This window comes from Marinicellulosiphila megalodicopiae, from assembly GCF_045862395.1.
Taxonomy (GTDB): domain Bacteria; phylum Pseudomonadota; class Gammaproteobacteria; order Pseudomonadales; family Natronospirillaceae; genus Marinicellulosiphila; species Marinicellulosiphila megalodicopiae.
This window is the reverse complement of sequence record NZ_AP023087.1, coordinates 3371724-3397082: the sequence shown is the minus strand read 5'-3', so window position 1 is coordinate 3397082 and position 25359 is coordinate 3371724. Positions and strand designations below refer to the sequence as shown.

Below are 25359 nucleotides of genomic sequence, written 5' to 3'. Positions count from 1 at the left end.
ATTATGCAAAATAAAACCACTTTAGCTAATAGGTTAGAATCTCAATTCTTAGAAAAAATAGTGGATTTTAATCAATTACCTTCAACATTGTTACCTGCTGTAATAACTAACTCTATTGGTGAATTAAATCAACGTACTAATGCAGTGTCCAAAATTCGACAATCATTACTTACTGGTAATATAGAAAATATGCTTAACACAGGTTGGTTACCTGAACCTGTAATGAAAAATTTCCAAACACAATTAACTAATACTGGTTTATTAGAATATTGTTTTGATAATGAACAAATTGTTGATGCAGTAATAATTGATATGCTGAATGCTTTAGAGGGGTTACAGCCTCAATATTTATCGCAGAAATTAGTCGAGACAAAAATAGCAGAGAAAAATCAATTAGAGAATAAATCTAAACAATCTGACAATACCAGTGAAAAAACTAAAAACAAAAAAAAGAAGACCATTAAATTAACAGAGAAAGAACTCTCCATAATCTCTGAACAGGCCTCAATAAAAGCTTGGAACAAATTAAGTGGCACTTCAAATTCATTGGTTTCAATACAATGGAGTGAGAAAATAGAAATTTGGAATGAAATTTCATTGTTTTTTAGTGACATGAAAATAATTACAAGTATTGGCTGGGATTTATCTAGGGGTTTCTTTCAAAGTCATGGTTGGATGAATATTGTAAAGCTACAAGAGTTTATTAAGAATATTCCTGACCTTAAAAAAGTAATTCAATCTTTGGGTCGAGCTAAAATATCTGAAGAATCAAGATTAGTTCAAATTTGCGAAACCTTAATTAAAATTAGGTTAATTGATAAACCGATAAGCTCTCCTTTTGTACCTGAAGAGATAAATGGTATTACACGAAGTGGTAATATTCAAAGGATGTTACCTCAAGAGTTAATGTTATTAACCAATCCAACACTTAAAAAGCTATGGCATGTCAAAAGAGCTGAAGAGGCGTTAGTAACCTATGCCGTTCAAGGTACTGAGATTGAAAAAATCGAAGTAGAAGAAAAAATAGAAGAAGCAGGCTCTAAAAAACAACAAAAAAAGCTGAATCAAGGCCCAATATTGATATGTTTAGATACATCAGGTTCAATGCAAGGTAACCCTGAAAGTATTGCCAAAGCCATTGTATTGCAGTGTTTGATTACATGCACCAAAGCAAAAAGGCACTGTTATGTGTACACGTTTAGTGGCCCAGGTGATGTGGCAGAGTTTGAATTGAAATTTGATAAACATAACTTAGATGATCTGATATCATTTTTATGCATGTCATTCTCTGGTGGTACAGATGTTGTTGGCCCATTAAATAAGGCGCTTGAGAAAACAAAGAATAAAAAGTGGGTAAACGCCGACCTATTGCTTGTGAGTGATGGCGAGTTCCCAAATGATAGTAATCTGATAAGTAAGATTCGTCGTTATAAAAAAGAAAAAGGTTTGTCGGTTCAAGGGGTAATAGTTGGTAATAACGCATCAGCTATGAAAGCTGTTTGTGACCCATTACATCACTTTGATCAATGGTTAGATTTAATACAAGAGAAAAGCAATGAAAACTAGTTCTAATTCAAAAATAGCATTTGATGAGTCGATAAAAGATTCGGAAAAATTAATGTCAATATTTGATTCTCTAAAAGACAAAGAAGATGATAATCAAATTGAAGTTCTAAAACGCTCTTCTTTAGTTATGGCACTTACTTCATTTGAAACTTATGTAGAGGATCGAATAAGAGAATACTTATATGATAATTCTAAGTTATTAGAGGGATCAACGATCTTTAAATTTGTACAATCACAATTAGAGAAGGATCTAAGGTTCTTTCATAACCCAAATCCTAATAATGTTAAAAAACTATATGAGCAAATAATTGATCGGGATATCACGGAATCTTGGGAATGGAATAATTATGAACCAGCGAGAGTTCGTAAAGAGTTATATGGCTTCATTAAATTGCGTGGCGAATCTGTACATCGATCAGCTGATAAAAAAGACGGTCACTTGGTTAAAAAACAAGATGTTGAAAAGTGTCAGGTTCTTTTAAAAGAAATCGTTAATTGTATGGATGCAGATTTATAACGGGTTTAGCCATGTCAGACTTATTAATACCCTTCGGAATCGAAATCGACACAGATGAAATAATAGAACCAGAAGATGCTAAAAAAGGCAGAGCGTGTAATTGTAAATGCCCTGGATGTAAGGCACCGTTGCTTTCGAGGCACTCTACAATTAATAGAACCCATTTTGCACATGATTCAAAGCATATTAATGCTATCCCAGAGAATCGTTGCGATTTTAGTGGCGCGGTAGCTGTATCAATGATGGCAATGGAACTTGCCAAATCATTACCAGGTAAATTTTTTCGAACTGCCGATTACGAATTGACTCATAAATATGAATGCTGCCCACTAAAAAATGAAAGTATTACAATTACTGAAGCGACTGATCTAAAAATTGAATCTGTAGAAACAAAAATGACTTTCGATAATATAATATTTGATTATGCTTTGAGGGTAGGTTCTCACAGCGTTTTAATATTATTTACACATAAGAAAAAGCCATCCCCTGATTTTAGCGGGATCAATACCATTAAGCAGAAAAAAATGGGCGTCTTAAGTATTAGTTTGGATTTATTTGAATCGCAAGAGATTAAAGTCGATCGATCCCTTAGATTCTCTGATGCTGTATCTGATTTTATTCTTAATGATGGTGAGCGGGTTTGGTTATATCATCCAAATGAAAGTTTTAAACTCAATGATGCAATCAAAAAGCACAAATGCCCTCCATCTGAATTACCGGAGGACATATATAGAAGTTATTATTACCAATGCACTCAATGTCAGCACAAATGGTCTGATATGAAGCGTCATTCTTTAGAATGTCCAAATTGTGCAGTTGGCCATTTGTTTATACGTGAAATCTCTAAATAATTAGCCTGATTTCACTCTAGCCCTTATATCAAAAGGCTTGTAGCAAGGTGGTCAAACTTTGCTGTGTATGGGTGGCCAAACTATGATGTGGCATACATAATCAGCTTACAAAATATCAGATGCAAACAATGATTCGGGTCTTTTGTAGAGATCAAAGGGAGTAACATGTAAATCACTATACTACTTAGGAGTTTTAGGTAATAAAAAAGGTATTAGGAGCTCACTTACGGCTTAAAAGAGATTGAAAGGTTAGATCATTGTAACTTTAGTTTATCCGATTTAAAAAATCGAAGTTCTGAATCGGATCTAATAACGGCGCAAAAAGGAGCATGTAGACCATATTCTAAATAAATCAAATTAATTTCACTTTTTTATTAAACACTTTCTAAAAACACATGATTAATAGGTAACTTAAATATTTTATACCTTCATCTTTGAAGTTTTTACGGAGAGTAATATGTCAGCATCTATCATCGGCGGCGCACAATTAGGTTTATTGGACTCAACTTTAGCAACATTAGGACGTAACGATCAAACGGCCGCAGCAGGTCAACAAGAAGGTGGTGTGTTTGTAAATGCCGCAAAGGGCAATCTTGTTTATTCTACTCGAGATGCTTTCTTAGCCAGTTCAGGTGAAGACTTTTTATTAAATAGAACTTATAACTCTCAATCAGAAGACTGGCGTTTATCAGCTTCTGTTAATGTAGAAGTGGATGAAAATGATAGTTCATTAATACGAGTTGTATATGGTGATGGTACTAAAAAGGAATTTAAACATAATGGTGATGAATCACCACGTACTTATGCTTCGACAGATGGTGCGGGTGCATATGAAATTCTAACGCAGTTAAATGAGGGTGGCTGGTCTTTATTAACTTCCGACCAATCTGTTTGGCAATTTGATTCGAGTAATAATATAACTTCTAAAACAGATACTAACGGCTACCAAATTTCTTATGAGTATGATGGTGATAATTTAAAATTAATTAATGACAGCAATGACCATAACATTACTTTTAATTATACCGCTGGCAAATTAACTTCGATTACAACTGATAAAAATGAAGCAGCTTTAAAAGGTGAATTAGCGGAAGGTGAATCTGCTGCAGGTGAGTCGATTTTGGTGTCATACACTTATTATGACTCAGGTACAAATATCGGCAAATTAAAAACCAGTACCGATTTTAATGATGATGTCACTACCTATTCTTACAATAATGATGGTTTGCTAAGCAAGATTGATTATCCGCAAACCAAATCAGATGGTTCTAATGATATTGCTCGCTCAATTGAGTTCTCGTACGTAGTTAAAACCATCGATAATGAAGAAGTGATTCTTGTATCAAGCTATAAAGATGCAGATGGCAATGAAACTACTTTTTTATACGATGACATTAATCAAATTGAATTAAAGAAAGATGAAACCTTTGTTGAGGTTTTAGGGACGGAATTAGATTATACCGGGCATGAAGCGGCAGAGTTTGCTATGCAGTGGGAAAGCAAAGTTTATAACTCGGGCGGTCAATATGTAATTTATGAAGATAATCTTTATCGTTCAAAATGGTACGCTCAAGCAAGTGATATTCCTGGTATAGCAAATGTTTGGGAAAAGGTGGTTATTCCTGAAAAAGAAGTGACAGTGACTCATACGTTTGAAGGTTTTTCTTCTTTAGATTGGGTGACAGGAACAGAATATGCGCGTACTCAAGTTGTCGATGCTTTAGGGAATAATAGAGCTACCTCAAACGAGCAAGAGTATAGAGATTGGCGTAATGCTAATGGCTATTATGAATGGCATTCAGAAGGTTTATCAGGTAATGACCTTTTAACGAAGCAACGTATTTTAGCTCAACACAGTATGATTTATGCCACAGATGATAATGGAAATATTGTCGAAGTGGTTGACCAAAATGGTTACCATACTGTTTATGAATATGATGATGAAGATGATAATTTAAGATTTAAGTTAGATGCTCAAGGTTGGGCAATTACACGCTCTGATTCATCAGAAATGAGAGCGCTTCGTGTGGAATTAGGTTTTGCTGAATCTATTGCGGAATTAAATCAAAACCCGGATGCTAAAGCTGCTTTAGAAGAGTTATTTAGAAGTGAATATCGTTATGATGATAATGGTAACTTGCAATTCTTCATTGATAACGATGGAAGTGTTATAGAGTACTCGTACAACGAATCTAATCGCCTAGAGACTGTAATCTCGGCAGTAGGACACGCATTAGTTACATCAAACGAAGAGCACTATCAAGATTTACGTGTTGAATTGGGTTATCAAGCGATTATTGATGAAGAAAATCCAATCAGTGATACACATCGCCAAGAATTATTAGATTTATATACAAGTCGTAATGTTTATGATGTTGATGATCCCCAATTAATTGAATATTCATTAAGTGCAGGCGGCGACAGAATTGATTATGTGTATTATAAAAATGAAACAGGTGGAGACTACGGCCAATTAAAACAAGAAATTAAGACAGTCACAAACCAAGATGGTGAAACTGTTCAACAAATAACCCAATATACTTACGATGATTTAGGACAAGTTACGAGCATTACTCAGGCTTTAGACGCAGCAGAAGAAAGTACTACTCATTTTGTATATGACGCATTTGGTAATCTTCGTACTACGCAAGATGCTAACGAAGGTGTCACTACGATGGTTTATGATAATGATCATCGTATGGCGAGTATGCAGGATGCCAAAGGAAATATTACTACTTATGCTTACGATGCCGTTGGAAATATTTTAACCACCACTAATGCTGATAATAATGTCATTAGCCGTTTATACGATGCAAATAATCGCTTAATGTCCGAAACATTAGTTTCGAAAGAAAACACTTCAAAAGATCGAGTTACATCTTATACGTATGATGTCTATGGCAATGTTAAGTCAATGACCAATGCAGGTGGGCATACGACAAATTACGAATATGATGCAGCGAATCAATTGGTAAAAGTGATTTCTACACAAGTTAATGATGTAAACGACCAGTTAATTCGTTACGAAACTACATACGGTTACGATGGCGAAGGCCGTCAAATTTGGGTAAATGATAATAATGGCCATACCACTCGATTTATTTATGATCAAGATGGCTTATTAATTAAAACCATTAGTGCAGATGGTCATGAAACGAAAGTGTCGTTTGACGATAATGGCAATCGAGTAAAAATTATTTCAGGTGTGCAATTAGCTGGTACTGCGTTTGATCATAAGCAACAAATTACTGAATTTGTTTACGATGAAGAAAACCAATTAATTCGTCAAACTAATCCAGATAATACATCTACTGAATATACCTACGATGAAGTGGGTAATATGAATTCACAAATCTTGGTGGGTAACCAGGGTGGTGAAATTAAATCTGAATTTATTTACGATTTAAAAAATCGATTAGTTACTGAGATTTTACCAGAAGCTGAAGTGTTAGAGTTTGATGAAGACACTCAGGAATATGTATCTACATTAACGACATCAACAAGACAGTATGCATATGACGCAAATAATAATCAGATAGCGGTTACTGATGAAAATGGAGTGACGTCTTCATATTGGTATGACGCAAGCAATAATAAAATTCTAATGCGTCATAAGCATGAAACAGATAGCGCAGATGGTTCAGAAAACTGGGTATATACTTCTTATAGTTATGACCAATTAAATCGCCAAACCTCTGTAAGAATTAACATAACGATTGATGAAGAAATTGATGAGCATGGTAATGTTCAGCCAATTATTGACCGTGTTAATACTATTCAAAACCCGAATCAAGCTCCACAATGGGAAGAAGGGAAAACGTATTTACGTGGCGATCAAATTACTTATAACGGTAGTATTTGGGAAGCAAGACATAGTACTACTTCTGTTCCTACAAGCCCAACAGATGAATATAACATTTATGTAAATTGGGTAAGATTATTCGATGCGAATGAATTACATGTGAGTGTCGATGATACCCATGCACAAATTACTCGTTACCGTTATAACGAATTTAATGAACTTGTAGAAACAGTAAGTGCATTAGGCCATAAATTATTATTTTCAAATGAAGAAAAATACGCATTAATTCGCTCTCAAATTCTACCAAATGAAATAAGTGCAGATGATCAAGTTTCAGATATTTCACCAGAAGAAAAAGTTAAATTAATTCAAAAAAATAGCCAGCAATTTATTTACAATAAATTAGGGTTGATGATTAAGGAAATTAATAATGAAACTGAAGTTTCTTCTTATAATTACGATGGGTTAAACCGTTTAGTTTCGGGTTCAGACCGATCTTGGTCCAATCTTGAAAAATGGTATGACGGCAATGGCAATGTTGTAAAAGAAGAATATAACAATAATAAAATTAGTACGAGTACGTACGATGCAATGAATCGTAATTTAACGATTACTCGCGAAATAACGGTGTTAGAAGATGAGGATGGTGCGCCAATTTATCCGCTAATAACGACCAATGTTTACGATACATTTGGTAATCTATTAGAAGAGATAAAAAACAAAGATGTCCAGCAATTTAATGCCAATGGATACTTACATAACATGGAGGTGTCGACGTCATATTTATATGACAATATGAATCGTATGACGTCTATGTTTGATCAAGAACAAAAAGAAGTTTCTTATCAATACGATGAGTTTGGTCGTCGCTGGAAAGTCACAGATGCAAATGGCAATACAACAGAAACTCTATACAACTCTCGTAATCAAATTATAAAAGCCGTCGATGCATTAACCAATGAAACAAAATTTGAATACGATGCGGTTGGTAACCAATTACGTATTCAAGATCCACGAGATAATTACACCTCTTTTGTGTATGACTTCCAAAACAAAGTTACCGAAACCCATCAATTAGTCGATGGTGAAACTCGTATTACTAAAGTGATTTATGATGACTTTGGTAGACAATCTACAGTGGTCACAGGTTTTGGGTCGAATGATGAAGTAAAAACACATTTTGAATACCGCGCAGACAACTTAGTTGATAAAGTAACAGATGCACAGGGTAATGAAATTACTCATACTTATGATCAACTATCTAGAAAAATCAGTACAGAAGATCAAAACGGAAATGTTACTCAGTGGGAATACGATCAATTAAATCGTTTAGAAAAAACAACTGATGCATTAGGCAATGAAACAAGAATAAGCTCTTATGATGCCAATAATAATGTGACGGGCACTTATGATGCTAAAAACCAATACACTAAGTTTTATTATGATGCATCAAGTAACTTATTAGAAACCACAGATGCTGGAAATAATTTAGTCAAGATTGCTTACGATAAGCTGGAGCGTCAAAGCAAAATCTTTAATCCAGATGGATCTGTTGCGCAATCATTTACTTATTACGATGACGGTCAATTAAGAACACAATCGGATGCTCTAGGTAATACCACAACATATTATTACGATGACAATAATAATATGATTCGAGAAGTGAATGCGTTAGATCACGAAACTCGTTATGTTTACGATGCGTTAAACCGTGTTTCAATTATTGTGGATGCGCAAGGGCATCCAACACAATACCGATATGATGAATCAGGTAACCGTGTACAGGTAATTAGTGGCGGTACTTTTGTTGAAGCGGCCATTGTGAATGGTGAAGAGGTAGCTGCTCATGTGGTAGGTGGCATCGTTCAACAAACATCAATTTATAATGAAGCGAATGAAATACAATACCAAATTGATGGTGAAGGATACGTTACACAATTTATCTACACTGCAGCAGGTAAAATTGAAAGTCAAATTACTTATAACGCAAATGTAACATCGCCAACTAAGATTGATGACACATTAGAAGACTCAATTTCGGATCAACTAGATTCATTTATTGAAAACTTAAATGAAACCAATATTAAATCTGAAAATAGCTTTATTTATGATGAGCTTGGTCGTTTAGCTTACCAAATAGATGGTGAGTTAGGGCTTAAAAAAGTAGAGTACGATTTAGTCGGTAATGTTATAGCTTCAAGTCAATTTGAACAGCCATTAACCACTCGTACATTAATTGAATCTGAAATTTCAAATCAAATAGATGGAAATTCTGATCAAGTTGAACAACGCTCTCAAACTATTTATGACGCATTAAATCGTCCTGTATATCAAATCAGTGCTGAAGGTTATGTCACAGAAATCAAATATGACGCATTGGGTAATGTAACTGATACATACAGTTATGGTGCAAAAGCCGAACTTGATTCAGAGTTAAATGTAATACTTGAAGATGATATTTTAGTATTTGCTGGGGCCAATGATGAAGGCTTTATAAATGAAACTAGACATACACATTTTGAATATAATTTTAGAAATCAAGTAATTTTAGAAACCTCTCCAGGTGGAATTGTTACTGAATACAAATACGATAATATCGGTAATCGTACAGATATTATTGAAGCTTTAGGTTTACCTGAAGAGCGCACTACGCATTTTGTATATGACGCAGCAAATCGCTTAACGGATCAATTCCAAGCTTTTGAAACTGAAGATCAAGTACAAACGCATTTTGAATTAAATGAACTAGGACAAATTCGTCAAAAAATCGAAGCGTACGAAACTGAAAATGCTCGTACAACCGACTTTGTTTATTACGATAATAATCGCCTAAGAATGACGACAGTGACATTAAATGACACTGAAGAGTTTGATACGTATCAACAATATGATGCAGTAGGTAATGTTGTTTTATCCGTTTCGGGTGACATCACAATTGACGGTGATAATTTTACAGCAGATCAAAACGCGCGTACTTCCACTTATGATTACGATGCAAATAATCGTTTAACCGATCAATTTACAACATTAGAAAATGCATATACAAATGATGAAGGGCAGTTAATTGAAGCCGTTATTCGACACGACAAACATGTTTATGGTGCGTTAGGTAATAAAACATCATCCACCAATGCATATGGTACAGAAGAAGCAAGAATCACTTCGTACGTTTACGATGCTGATAGTCGCTTAGCATTCATGACCGATGGTGAGAATAATGTTACTCAATATATTTATGATGGTGCAGATAATTTAGTTACCCAAACCTCAGGTTATGACACTGATGATGCCAAAACAGTTGAGTATAAATACGACTTAGATAATCGTCGTACAGATATGATTGCCGCTCAGAAATTAGTGGATGCAGAGGGTAATTATACAATTGATAATGTTACCCATTACGAATATGACGCGGTAGGTAATTTAACAGACCAATTTACGGGTTATGGGTTATCAGGTAATAATTTATTGGGTGAAGACACTCAAAAACACACTCAGTTTGAATATGATTTATTAAACCGCCAAACTGCTATTGTGACGGGTGAAGGTAATCGTACAGAATTTGTTTTTGATGATTTAAATAGACAGACAGAAATTCATACTTGGGTGCAAACTGCACCAGGTGTTGAAGAAGAAGCAATTCAAAGATTTTGGTACAACAATCTAGATCAAAATACTCACACATTAAGTGCATTTGGTTATTTAACTGTCCAAGAATTCAATGAATTTGGCCAAGTAACCGATTCATTCTTATTCAAAGATACAATTACATTAACGGATGTTACCGTTGCACCTGTTAAGCCTGCGACAACACAGATTGTTGATGGTGTTGAAGTAACAACAGCCATTATTAATCATTATGAATATGATGCTGCGGGTCGTTTAACGTCTATGACTGACCCGATCAAAACTACGGCTTATGAATATAATTTACTTTCAGATATGGTTGTGCAAAGAGATGCAGCTGGCACTATTTTAGAAAGAATTAGCACATTTAAATTTGATGATGCTGGTCGTTTAACCGATCAAACTATTGCCATTGGTGTTGAAACACAAGAAGTAAATGGCGAGTATGAGGTTGTCTTAGATAATCAAACCAATCAACCGGTTTTAAATTATGATGAAGCAGTGAGTACTCACTATGAATTAAATGTTCACGGTCAAACCCAGCATAGATTTGATAATTATTCGGTTGCTATTGATGCTCAATCAGGGGAGGAAGTCGTTTCTTATGGCGCGAAAACCACTTATTTTTACGATGGTAATGGTCGAGTTGAAGATGAAATTTCTCGCGATGTTAAAACCTATATAGATGGAAATACTGACGATTTTGAATTAGTTAATATCGGCACTCGTAAATACTATGATGCACATGGAAATGTAAGTAGTACAGTAACATTCCAATATGAATTCTTTGATGATGGTCGAATCCAATCTGCTGGCGGAAGAAGTGGTCAAGAAATCACAAATTTTATTTATAATGATGATAATAAACTTTTAACCGAAACCAAACACGGAAATCCATCACTTTACAATATTACAACTAGTTACGGATATGACAGCGCAGGTAACATGACATCTACAATTAAAGGGATGGGTGAAAATTCTGTTGTAAGTAGCTATATCTATGATTTAGATAATCGTCAGAAAATGATTTTAGAAGGTGGATTAGATACAACGGATTACAAAGTTGCGACTGAATTTGAATTTGACTCATCGGGTAATGTTGTCACCAAAAAATCAGGAAATTTACCTGTTCAAGATGAATTAGATACAAGATTAGTTGAATCTTTTGAGTATGATTTAGCAGGTCGTTTAACTAAAAAAACAAATGCTTCAGAAGGTGCATTACAAAATGTGACTCACTATGAATATGATATTTTCAATAATGTCATAACAGAAACAAATGGTTTAAATAGTGCAAATGAACAAATCACAACACGCCGATTTGATGATGGTTCAAGATTAGAATTTGAAATAATCTCCGGTGAATTTAAAACAACACATGTTTATGATGCATTAGGTCGATTAACGGATATAAAAACTGAAAATACCGAATTAGCGGATGGTATTCAAACGCAAGCATTCGAATACGATATTAAAGGCAATCAGACAAAAGCAGTAGACAGCTTAGGATTTGGTACAGTTATGACATATAACTGGCAAAACCAAATTGAAACTCAACGTTCAGGTGAGTTTTTATTAACAGTGACTGATGATAATTCTGATCTAAAAGCAAAAGAACATATTTCGCAAATGGAATATGAATACGACAGCCGTGGCCGTAAAATAAAAGAAACTCAAGTCCATTTTGATGCAAACAATAACGAAAGTAATATTGAAAATGTTTTCAATTATAATTCTTTTGATAAATTAGTGACTGCTGTTTATGGATTAATGCCAAATAACAACGCAATAAGTCGTATGGAATACCTCTATTTATCCGATGGGCAGTTATTTAAAGAAACGAATAATGGAATCGAAACTTTCTATCGTTATCACAATTCTGGATTATTAGAATTTAAGTCATCTAGTGATTACAGCGTCTCACCAGAAAACTACCCAAGAACCGATTATATTTATGATTCAGCAGGTCGTGTTTCAGAAGAAACATTACAGTTAAGTGCCAATGAATTCACAACGACCAAATATGAATACGATGAGTTCGGAAATTTAGAATTTAAGATTGAAGGATTTGGTCAAGTTGATGATCAAGGTCGTGATATTTCGCGTCAAATGCAATACATATATGACAATGAAAATCGTGTCATTCTAGAGAAAATCCGTCTGTTCAATACCGATTCATCATCAAGTGATGAATATATGTGGATTGATCAAGCAGGATATTCTTATGACAATTTAGGTAATCTAACCAGCCAATCAACATGGGTAATGACGCAAGATGCAGAAGGTGTTGATCAGTTAGAGCAAGCTAGAGCGTTAATGTTCTACAACAACCTAAATCAACAAACATTGTCAGTATCGCCAGAAGGATACGTGACACAAACACATTACGATGGCCATGGTAATGTCAAAGATGTGTATTCAGCACAACTGCCTTTAACAACCAAATTAGATGATGATACGACTTATAGCGCATCAGAAATAGAAGCGTTTCTTCCAGAAAATAATACATTCATTCATCAAGAATTCGAATACGACGACTTAAATCGTCAAACAGCTAGCATTTCACATTATGGTGATGGTGCATTTATGCGCTACGAATCCGAATATGATGGTGCGGGTAATGTAATTAACCAACATCAAATTGGTAAAGAAAGTGCAACTTCAGATGAAGTAAGCGTAACGACACATTTTGAATTTGATGATCTAAATAGACAAACTGATGTATATGTAGCATATGGCACAATCGATCAAGTGCGTACGTATTTTGAATATAATTCCCTTAATCAAATCAGCGCACAATTTGAGAATTACCAAGTAATTGATGGTGTTGAATCTTGGGGTCGTAAAACCGAATCCACTTATAATGGTCGAGGACAGTTACTCACACAAAAAGTGGGTGTCACAGATGAGCAAGGTGAATATTCTGAAAACTATTTTGTTAATAAATATGATGAGTTTGGCCAATTAGCTTATAGCGCAACAGGTAAATATATCCCGTCTACTGTAGTAGAAGATGAAGTAACTGATATTCCAAACCAGGAATTCAATATATTAAATGGTGAAAATATTGTAGTCGACAATATGGTTGATGGTTTTATTACCGTTAACACGTATGACCTAGCCGGTAGAATGTTAACGCAAACGCAAGGTGAAGGGGACGAACAAACCGTTACTACTTATGAGTATGATTTTGCAGGTAATAAAACAAGAGATATTCTAGGTTACGAAACGGGCAAAGAAATCATAGTTGATTACCGTTACGATTTACAAAATCGTTTGTCAGCACAAATTAAAAATGATGTAAATGAAAATGGCGAACCGGTTACTTTCACCACTGCCTATAACTACGATAATTCAGGAAATCTATTAACACAAATCGTAGGAGTTGAATTAGAACCTGAAGACAAGCATCAAGTGACTCAATATCGTTACGATGAACAAAACCGTGTTGTATTTATGCAGGACGCTGAAGGTTACATCACGACTTATCAATATGATTCATTAGGTAATGTCATTGCCGAGTCTAAAGAAGGTCAAGTTCAACAAAATTATTATAATGAAATTGGACAGTTAGAAATTAAAATTAGTTCAGGTGGCACTAAGCAAGTCAATACATACGATGAATTAGGTCGATTAGAATCAACTACAACTGGTTGGGCAGAAGATACTGATGTACTAAATGATGACTTTGCTGTTGATAATGTCGACACTGAAATTGATGAAAGTGATGTTCGTACCACTACTTATGGGTACGATTTACGTGGCAATCAAACAAAAATTACGGATGCAGAAGGTTATACAGCGAATATTCACTACGATTGGATGAATAATCAAACCTATGTGAAATCAGGTAGCTATGAATTAGTAGCAGGTGACGAAGGTTTTAATCAAGATAAACTCGATCGTGTTTTAGAAGTAGAAATGTCCTTTGCTTATAACGAATTAGGTCAAATGACCAGTTCAACGGATGCCTTAGAAACCATTACTGAATTTTATTACGATGCGCTTGGAAATCGTACAGAGACGATCGAAGGTGTTCTAATAATTGATGGAATCAAAGATCGAGATGCCGATCGAGTTCATCATAAAGTAACCACATTTGACTCAGTGGGTCGTGAATCTGAAGTTCGAAATGCGGCTGGAGGATATGTATTAAATGCATATAATTCTTTGGGACAGCTAGAAACAGTAACCGTACTTAGAGAAGGTGTTGCGCCAACAATAGGCTCAGAACTTACAGAAGATGCAGTTGTAAATTTAACAAGTTACACATACAACGGTCGCGGTATGCAAACTTCTTCTATTATCGATATGGGGAACGGTTTTAAAAATTTTGAAATGCATACCGTTTATGATGCATTTGGAAATGTAGCAGCAAGTATAAAAGGTAAGCTTTCTCAAGATGATGGACAATCACAAGCGATGTCGTATGAGTACGATAAGTTAAACCGTAAAACAAAAGAAACTGATGGTGAACAAGTCGTTACGAATTTTGAATACGATGCATATGGTAATAATATACGTTTAGAAAAAGCCGGTGCCATTACCTATTTAATTTATAACAATGCTAATCAATTATCCGCTACGTTAGATCCAGTTGAAAATCTGTCTATTTATAACTACGACAGTGTGGGTAATGTCATTAACTCCGTACAGTTTAAAAATATGCTAACTTACGGTTATAACGAAGGAAGCATATTTGCATCTGACGAAACTAAAAATGATATCTTACAAGCGGCTCAAGATGGCAAGCTAGTTTGGAATGACGAAGACCAAACGCTTGCAAGTGACATTCAAGTATTTGATCTAAGTACAGCATTCGATCGTCAATCAACATCAAGTGAATATGACGGTAACAATAATGTAAAAACCACAGAAAGCAGTTTGGGTTACAGAGTCGGCGCGTCTTCAAATACACAAAATGTATATGATTCCCAAGGTAATTTAATTACTGAGACTCAAATACCGACATATGGTACAGACACAAGAACAACAACTTTCGTTTATGATAATGCATCACGTTTGATCGAAACCTATGATTCTGTAGCAAATGCAACTGCGGTTGTAGTGAATGCACAGACCGGTGAAAAGTCCTACTCAGAAGGTGTGAAAACGTCTTATACCTATGATGAGTTTAATAATAAAACATCAGAAACACTACAAGCTTTTGATGCACCAAATATTAATAATACATTTAGAACCACTGAATACGTCTACGATAAAGCAAACCGTGAATTAATCTCAGTGAGCGATAGAAAAAACATTGAACAAGATTTTGAAGGATGGACAGAGCAAGAACTTGCAGAATATAGAGCGGTACCAGGCTTAGAAATTGTACAAGCGTACAGCTATGATTTAGCGGGTAATAAAGTAGAGTTTATTGAAGCCGCACAAATTAACTATGATCAAGATAATGGAATCAGTTTAGTTGAAGGGTCAGGCATTGTTACAAGTTATACGCACTTTGCAAATGGATTAGTTAAAACTGAATCGCAAATTATTAAAGTATTTACCGATGAGGAAGGAAACAAATCAGAGGTGGCAAGAGAACAAGTAAGCACAACTACATATAAGTACGATGCTGCTGCTAATATGGTTTCTAAAGTAGATCCACGTGATGTTGAATACACTTTTGAGTACGATAACAAAGGTCAGTTACTTGTAGAGGTTATGCCGTATGTAGATATTACACGCGCTGTTTATAACTCTGTTACTGAAAATTATGAATGGGAAACAATAACTGCAGAAACTTTAGAAGAGAATGAAGAAAGAATCACAAGAGAGCATACCTATGATGCATTTGGCAATGAGATCCAAGTTACGGATGCAAGTGGGTACAGCGTCACACAATGGTTCGATGCAAATAATCGTTTAATTGCCTTTGCAGATGCAACTAATGTGTTAACCACTTATGAATATGATGGATACAATAATAAAACGAAAGAACATTTTTATAATGAATTTCAAACAAGTGAAATTCATGAAATTTTAGCAAATCAAGTGAATGAAGCGCCTGTTGGAGTAGAAAATAATAAAGTCACAACAACGTATAATTACGATATTTTAGGACAGCTAAAAGATGTGTTTTACGCAGAAACCGAAGTTTCTGAATTAGTATATGATGTAAATGATGTAGCAACAGGAGTGACTTCAAACTCTGAATCGTTACGCGAATCTTTTGGTTATGATCAGTGGGGCAATCAAACCACACTAGTCGATAAAAATGGTGCCACAACCTATAAATTTTATGACGCTAATAATCGAGTGTCAGCTGAGGTTGATAGCGAAGGATTTATGACATTCTTTGAATACGACAGACAGGATAATATCGTTAAGCAAGTGTCGTATATAGAAGAAAAATATGATGCCAGTAAACATGATTTAACACTAGGTGAGCCAGTTTTAACTTCGAAATCTTTAGCCACTTATCGAGAATTTGATACGGCTAACCGATTGATTACAGAAACAACAGGGCAGGAAACCTTTTGGGAAGTAAAAGATGTTAACGGCACTATATCGTTAGTTGAAAGTGATACCCAAGCATATGTCACGGCCTATACTTATGATGATCGAGGAAATCAATTAAGTCGAACTCGAGCTGCCGGTTCTAATCAAGAATTAACAGAATATTATTTTTATGATGATGCTGGACGAGTAGAGTTATTTATCGACCCTGCAGGCGTGGTTACGCATTCGGGTTTTGATAAAAATGGAAATATTACAAGTGATAAAGTGTATTTCGATAAAATAACTGCAACAACCCAGAGCTTTTTCGATGCATTTGAAAATCAAAATATTTCAGTAATCGTTGAGTTCTTGAAAGAAAATACGACAAATGATAAAGAGACCTCTTATATCTATAACGCACATAATCGTGCTGAAAGTAAAACGCTGGCTTTAACCGAAGAAGATATTCTAACCAATTATCGTTACGATGCAGTGGGTAATAAAACGCAAGAAGAAGTGCTTGAATTTGATTCAATTAAAACTAAATATACAAATTTATCAACTTATGATGTTGATTTAGATAATTTAAATTCAACCTCTTACTGGTCTCATAACGGCAATGGCGAAATTAACATAGCCAAAGAACCGAGTGGATCGGCAACATTTAAAACCTTTGATGCAAGAGGGAATGTTGAAAGTGCATATACTGGACAGGCAGATACTAAGCTTGTTAATGAAATTAATATAAATCAACCAGCATCATTGATAAGTGGATTACAATTTACATGGCCAGAAATGGAAGAAGTCTCTAGTTGGAAACTTTATATTTCTACTAATGAATTACCAAGAGATTTAAACGATGTTGATGGTTTAGCAGTAATTAACCTGTCAGCTGCCACAACAAGTTATGTCTATGAAAGTGCAACACCAGGAGAGACTTATTTTGTTAGATTAGTTGCTGTTGATGATGCTCAAAATAAACGATCTACCGGTCAAATTGAAACGAAACATGCACCACTACCTATTAATCAGTCATGGAGTGCTGCTAATTCTGATGATGCAAATTTAAGCTTCGAATTCAATCACATAGTATCCAATGTTAGCTTAGATATAGGCAACGATACCTATACGTTTAGCGCGAATGGATTAACATATACAAGTGAGGTTATTGCAAATATAGCTCAATTATCAGGTGAATATACTCTGAATTGGGAATTCGAGGGAGCCACTTTTTCAAGTCAAGTTCAGTTAGGCAGTCAATCCCCTTTTACATACGTAGAAGCGAATATAAATTTTGAAAGGGATTATAATAATGTATTTGACTATGAGACTAATCAGTTTATACAAATTGATTCTGGAACGGGTGATTTTACTTTCACAATCGATGCGAACAGTTTGCCTAGTGATGCAACTGAAGTAAAAGTGTATCTATACAATTCACAAATTGAAGATAGATTTAACCCTGGTTCAATTATATTTGATGAAGAGCATATTCGTTCAGTTGAAGCTACAACAGAATTATATCAATTCGCTTTAAGTAATGTGTCTACTGGCAAGTTAGAAGACTACCCAATTTCAGAAGTAAGATTTGCAGTCAAACAGCAGGGTGAGTGGAATGATATTGTCGCGCATGATTTTAATTTTACTGAAAATACGGTTGATATTAAAAATGCGATAACCCTTGCCTCTGAATCTACAAATGATATTTGGCTAAATGTAAATAGATCCAATTCAGAAATATTTAATAAAAATACTTCTTTAACGGGTAAATACGCCATTATTGAAACACAATTTGATGAAACCTATGACGTTTACATGGGAGAGCAATTACTTGATCATCATGTTGTCACTGTTTCAGATGCGCCATTTATGGTTCATGTTCTAGATTTCTTTGGTAATCCTAAATTAGATGATAATGGAGATGAGATTTTAGTTGAATCATCTTCTCAAAAAAACATTATCTTTAATATTGAATTAACTCCAGAACAAAAAGCGTTAGTCGCAAATAATGAGATTTTTGTGAGTTCAAGAATAGTGGGTGCTTCTTCTTGGGAAGATGAGTCCTCGCATAATTTAACTGGCTCTAACTCGCAAGTAACCCTTCTTGAAGATGACGAAACAAATAAACAATATAAATTATCTTATAAAACGGTTGATGGCGATGAAATTGATTTTGAAATAATTGAAATCGAAATTGATTTAGCAACAACCATTAATAAATTAGTGACCGGTGCGCATGTCATTTCAGTGACAAATTCACCCGTTATGATTGACGGACCCGAAATAGACGAAGAGACTGATCTACCAATCCAAATCGCTTCAACTATAGAAGAATATTTAAACTTCAACATAAAATTAAATGTAGAAGAGCTTAACCTATTAGGTGCTGGTGATATTCAAATAGCTTCAAGAATTAATAATGAAAGTAGCTGGGATGATATTTCTTCAAATAATGTAATTAATGGCGAAACTTCTTTTAATATTATTGAAAATATTGGCTCACAAAAGCAATATAAATTGTATTTTACAGCTACTGATGGCAAAGAAGTTTTACTTGATATTATTTTATTAGATGGAAATAACACTGACCTAAATATCACTAGAACCCAAGCAAGTTTTGATGTTGACACCATCATTTTAAATTCAAGCTTATCTTCAAATAACGATTCGATCAGTGTAGAACCAGGCTATCGATCTGATGAATCTATATCGCTAACAAACTTAAGTGTGACACCTAATTGGACAGTCATAGATAGTGAGATTACCCAAAAAGTCCAGGGGAATGAAACAGGTTATTACACAACTTACCAGTATGATAATAGTGGTAACTTAACCGGAACAAATGAAAATGACGGGGTTTGGCGTACATTTAAAAATGATGCATACGGTAATGCCATTCAAACTGTAAAAGTAGGCGTAGAAGGCAACACCTCCGATACCATTACAGAATATTCTCAGTTTGATAGTAAAGGCAATAAAACCGCACAATATGATATGGCTGTTACCTACGCTTCAACAGGTTCAACCGTTCAATCAATCACTACCATGCAATACGACGGAGCTAATAATGTAGTCAAAGAGAATTACAGCAATGGCTCTTATCGTGAATTTGAATACAACATATTTAATGTCGAAACTAAAAACACATTACAATATGATGTAGGCAGTGCAAAAATTTCAATTGAAACATTGTTGGATATTCACTCTAGAGAAATTATTAAAAAAGATGGTGCTGGCGTGGGTTTAGGTGAAACTTCTGAAAGCCCAAATCAACAAGAAACAGGTGTAGGCACAGCTAAGGTTTATAATACTCTAGGCAAAGTGACTAAAGAATACTTAGTTAATGCAGATGGTTCATTAAGCCAAGATATTTTCAAAGAATATGAAGTAGACAATTTTGGTCGAGTCACCAAACAAATAGAAATGGCGAATGTTAGTCAAGCTATAAATTATCAATATAACCAAGCAGACCAAGTGACTCATATAAGTAAAGGCGATAATGAGCTAAGAACAAGCTTTGAATTAGATAGCCAAGGAAATCAAGTTGGCATTACTTATGAAAATGGTGTAGTTCGTACTCAAGTGTTTAATCGCTCAGGTCAGGTTGTACATACTAAGATCCAAAGAAATGAAACTACCTCTGGAAATAACGCTACAAAGCAAATCACAACAACAACACATTATGATGTATTAGGTAATGAGTTATCGACTATTGATGAAATGGGTTACATCACAAGTAAAACATACGGCGCGTTTGGTCGAGTATTGACACAAACCAATGCCAATGGCCATGTAAAAACATTTGAATACGATGATTTTGGACGCGTTACTCGTGAATATACAGTGGTTGCTTCCGTTATCACGACTGATATTGCAAAAGACTATGACGTATTAGGTCGTTTAATATTAGTAAATGATATTAAAGAAAGCACTTCAACTAGATACACCTACGATGTTGACGGTAATCGTGCAACGGAAAGACTAAGTGCTAAAGATGGTTTTACTCAGTCAATGTCATATAAGTTTGATGCACGTGGCAACATGACAGATGTTACGATTGTGGATTCAGAGGACACAACTAAAACCGTAAATTGGCAATATGATGATGGTAATAAACTACTAGAAGTCACTTCAACCTATGGCACAACAACCGATAAAGAGACGTATCGCTATAATGATAAAGGTCAGCTTCAAAGCATTCTAGAAAATGGTAGTGAAATTATTAATTACACTTACTATGCCAATGGGCAAATTAAAACAGCCACTAATAAATCAGCAGATAGTGATAATACAGCAACTAAAACATATTTTTATAATGCAAATGGTTTAATTTTAAAAGCTACATGGAGTGGATGGATATCCACATGGAGTTACGATAGTAGAGGTAACTTAACTAAATATGTAGAAATCACAAAATCAAACTATGATGCCGCTCTATCGGAAGAAAGCGTTAGTGATCAAAACAAAGCGATCACTAACAATGCTGCATTCTATCAAGAGTCTAAGTTCACAACTGACAACCAAAAATGGAAAACAACATCTTATGATGTTCGTGGTTTAACTGGCGACGAAAAGAAAGAAACAAAAGTCCAAACCACCACAATGACCCTAGACAATAAAGGGCGCTCTACAAAAAATCATATATCAGATGGAGGTGATTTAGATTACTACACCAATATTGGTTATAACCGTTTAGGTAATAAAACATCTGAAATAACCAACTCCAGCAACATGGAGCATGTTAAAGCAACCAATTCACGCTTTACATACAATGCAAATGGCAATTTAACCCAGGTTAAAATTGATAAAAGCGGAGACACCACAGCATCGACTAAGACCTTTGTCTTAAATAATGATGGGCAAATTATCAAGAAAAACGTAGTTGGCGGTAATATTAATGCTGAAGATGATGATAATGATGCAGTACGTTCAAATGGTGTAGTTGGTGAATATTACTACGCAAATGGAAATCAAATAGGTCGCTCTGAGCATTTATTAAATGATGATGGAAACAGAGAGGGAAGTCGAACAACAGAGCTAGCGACAGGTGCATTTCGTTTAGTGCAAGTTCCAGGTGATGATAATCCTACAGCAGGCATCAGCAGTTACACCGCACAAGGCGGCGAAACGTTACAACAAGTAGCAGCCAATATGCTGGGCAACGCAAACCTTTGGTTTGTGATCGCACAAGCAAATGGACTAGATGCCAACAGTACCTTAGTGGCAGGCCAAACCATTGAAATCCCGCAATCTGTAGAAAGCGTTAAGATTGATAGCAGCACTCACAAACAATACTCAGAATCTGAAATCGTTGGCAGTACCACACCTGGTTTAGATCAAGTACCGCCGAAGCCTTCTAAGTGTCAGCAAGTGATGGCAGTGGTGGCTGTTATTGCGATTGTGGTTGTGGCTGGTATATTGACCGCTGGTGTTGGAGCTGTATTTGCTGCTGGTCTTGGTGGTGGAGTGATTGCAACCGTCGTTGGATTTGCAGTTGCAGGTGCCATAATTGCAGCAGGCGCAAGTATCGTTAAACAAGTTGCGACGTCCGTGATCCTCACAGGTAAGTTACCCGAAGAAATTGATTGGGATGCTGTTAAAGAAGAAGCCATCGCGGGTGCTATTGCAGGCGCCGCTTCTGGTTTTGGAGCCGCTGCTAAATTGGCGGATGTGACAGCAGGTTGGGCAAAAGTACTTAAATTAACTCAATTAGCCATTAATACTGGAACTCAAATACATCAAAATACCGACCCTGAAACTGGGGATGTTGATAATCAAATAGGTATCGTGGCTAAAGCTTTGATTGGTGCATATGGTATTGCTGGACCTGTTTCAGATGGTACAAGTTTCGTGAGCAAAGCTAGTAAAATATATAATGAATATGAAGGTTACGTAACACCATGGAAAGACATTGCTGTCAAAGCTATAGATGGTGAAGAGTTAGAGTCTGCTGATTGGATTGATGCGATTGGAGGCACAATCACCAACTTCTTAGATAGAAATATCATCCGAGATGATGAAAATACATTCGCAGGATCACTCAAAGGCGCAGCTCTGAGGACGGGTATTGCAGCTGGATTTGCACTGGCAGCGAGTAATGAAGATGAAGAGGCCGGGTTTGATTTCTTTAAAAATTATGCCGGCCAACAATTTGGAACGGCAATCGGTAATGGTATTGCAAATATAGATTTTGGTGCGGGCAGTTTAACTAGTTTTAGAGATAATAGCACAGCCAAGTATTATGAACGCGGTGAAATCAGAAACTCAGCGAACCAATACAGTGAGAAAAATAATCTAGATAAGCATCAACAAACAAGTCTAACAAGGCGCATTAAAGATGGGCAGTACGACGGCAAATCAGGTTCATCATTAGAGTTTGCACTAAACAAAGATTTTAATGCACAGTATTTAGCCGACCAACAGGCTAATGCCGAAAGTCGCGGACAGGGAATGCAAGCATATCGTAAAAATGAAGCGTTATTAAATACGAAAATAATTGCAGACATAGACGCAAAAGACGCTAAAAAATTAGAGTCCATGAAAAATTCTGCAATTTCCCGTGGTCAAGGCATGCAGGCTGTTCAAGAGGAGCAAGCACAAAGACTAGCAGAGCTGAACAAAATTGATAATATGCAACAGTCAATGTTAGAGCGAGCTGCAGGTGTACAAGCATATCGAGACAAAATGGAAAACGATAATAGAGTATTCTATGACAATGTTCTGTATGACGAAGAGCAAGCCAATTTGGCACAAATGCAATTAGAGAAAAAATTACAAGCGGAATTGGAATATAAGAAAGCCAATCAATTGAAAACCACAACCAGTAATTATTGGAGTGAACAAAGTGACTCAGTTGAATTAGATGGAAGTTTAGCAAACTTCGGGAAAATTATGTTCTTCGATACTATGGGAGCATTAGGTAATGTTGGTACTTCACTAATTGGTGGAGGTGGTGACTTAATAGATGATCCTAAGAAATTTGTCACGGGTAACGCAAAGGCTGTGGCTAATTTTGGTCCAGATATGTTTAACGGCGCAGTTGGCTTAGTAAAATTAACAGCTGATGGATATGTTGAAATAGCTCAAATAGTGACTGGTGATGAAGAATTTGGCCAATTCTTTTTAGATAGTGAAGCATATCAAATTGAGCCCTTATTCAAATTAGATGAAGGTGAAACGGTTGGTAGTTTAATAGGATCACTTGCAACAGGTAAAATTATAACTGACGCACCAAAACTAGCATCAAAATTCTCAAAAGTAGATGATTTAGCCGATGCTGGCACTGTAGCTAAAACAGCAAAAATTGATGACTTAGTGGATGCAGGAACTGCAGTTAAAACAGCAAAAGCAGATCAAAAATTACTTAGAACGGAAGCAAACGCCAAAACTGTGGAAGAAGCATCATTGATAACTCAAGGTAAAGCATGTTTCACTGCTGGTACAACGGTACAAACCAATAACGGCCTAAAAGCCATTGAAGACTTTGCAATAGGTGATCAGGTACTTGCCCGAGACGAACAAACAGGCGAAATCACATATAAACGAGTAATCAACACCAAACAAACCAAGCAGCAACAAATCTACAAAGTAGAAATACAAAACCATGCAGGTAAAGTCGAAACCTACGCAACAACTGAAGAGCATCCATTCTGGATCAAAGATCACGGTTGGGTTCGTGCGGCGGATTTAACAGAAGGTAATGTTCTAGTCGACTCTGAAAATCGTGATGCCATTGTGTTATCGATGATAAAGACCGATGAGATTGAAACCGTTTATAATATCGAAGTATTAGGTTTCCATACTTACTTTGTTGGTGAGTTAAATATTTGGGTGCATAATGCCAACTGCTGGGCTGTTGACTTAAAAGACAAATTAGATAAAGGCGAAATTTCTAAATCTGAATATGTTGATAAAGTGAATACTTATAAAAAGCTTGAAAATAAATTAGGTGAGGATAATGTTCAGAATTACACGGTTTCAAGTACTAAAGGTGGAATCGTCATTAGCCGTAAAGATAAAACGGTTGGTGAAAAACTAAGACTTGATCGAGATGGTAATGTTACGGTTGCTGGTAAAGATGATTTAGAATTCTCTACCACTACACAAAAAATGCGTAATGAATCAAATGCTGTAGGCTCAGAATATGTGAATCCTTACACTAACAAAGTAGAGACCGTCACACAGAAAATGGTGGATGATGGGATTAAATTCTCGCCAGATCATGTAGTACCAGTAAAAGATATAAAACAAATGAAGGGTTTTGATAAACTTTCTAAAGAAGATCAAATGAAAGTGATTTATCATGACAGTAACATTCAAAATATGCCGTCAATGTATAATCAATCAAAAGGTGGTAAGAACTTAAATTCTGGAGATAAGTGGAATTCATATGATGGGACAAATACTAAGGTTGATAATCAGTTTAATCATGGTAAGACTGAATTTGATAAAGGGTATTTGAAAGATTTGAAACAAGCACAATTCGATCAACAAAAAATATTACAATCATTGATTAAACAATTAAATAAATCTAATAAATAAGGTGGCTG

At 35.4% G+C, this 25359-nt stretch carries 4 protein-coding genes; all 4 read left to right on the top strand.

Going from position 1 to position 25359, the window contains the following annotated elements; all coding sequences use genetic code 11:
• Positions 1-3: 3 nt before the first annotated feature.
• Positions 4-1566, top strand: a complete 1563-nt coding sequence (locus tag TYM08_RS14535; protein ID WP_422379872.1) for a VWA domain-containing protein — start codon at positions 4-6, stop codon at positions 1564-1566.
• Positions 1556-2083 (top strand): HEPN domain-containing protein, encoded by a 528-nt coding sequence (locus TYM08_RS14530; protein ID WP_422379871.1) that lies wholly within the window; start codon positions 1556-1558, stop codon positions 2081-2083. The genes TYM08_RS14535 and TYM08_RS14530 overlap by 11 nt, the downstream gene beginning before the upstream one ends.
• 11 nt (positions 2084-2094) lie before the next feature.
• On the top strand, positions 2095-2934 hold the full coding sequence (locus tag TYM08_RS14525) for a hypothetical protein (protein WP_422379870.1): 840 nt from the start codon (positions 2095-2097) through the stop codon (positions 2932-2934).
• A 457-nt stretch (positions 2935-3391) separates the two neighbouring features.
• Positions 3392-25351, top strand: a complete 21960-nt coding sequence (locus TYM08_RS14520; protein ID WP_422379869.1) for a polymorphic toxin-type HINT domain-containing protein — start codon at positions 3392-3394, stop codon at positions 25349-25351.
• The last annotated feature ends 8 nt before the right edge of the window (positions 25352-25359 follow it).

Excerpts from the sequence above, each read along its gene's own strand:
- TYM08_RS14535 (WP_422379872.1), top strand. The coding sequence starts at position 4 with ATGCAAAATAAAACCACTTTAGCTAATAGGTTAGAATCTCAATTCTTA.
- TYM08_RS14530 (WP_422379871.1), top strand. The coding sequence starts at position 1,556 with ATGAAAACTAGTTCTAATTCAAAAATAGCATTTGATGAGTCGATAAAA.
- TYM08_RS14525 (WP_422379870.1), top strand. The coding sequence starts at position 2,095 with ATGTCAGACTTATTAATACCCTTCGGAATCGAAATCGACACAGATGAA.
- TYM08_RS14520 (WP_422379869.1), top strand. The coding sequence starts at position 3,392 with ATGTCAGCATCTATCATCGGCGGCGCACAATTAGGTTTATTGGACTCA.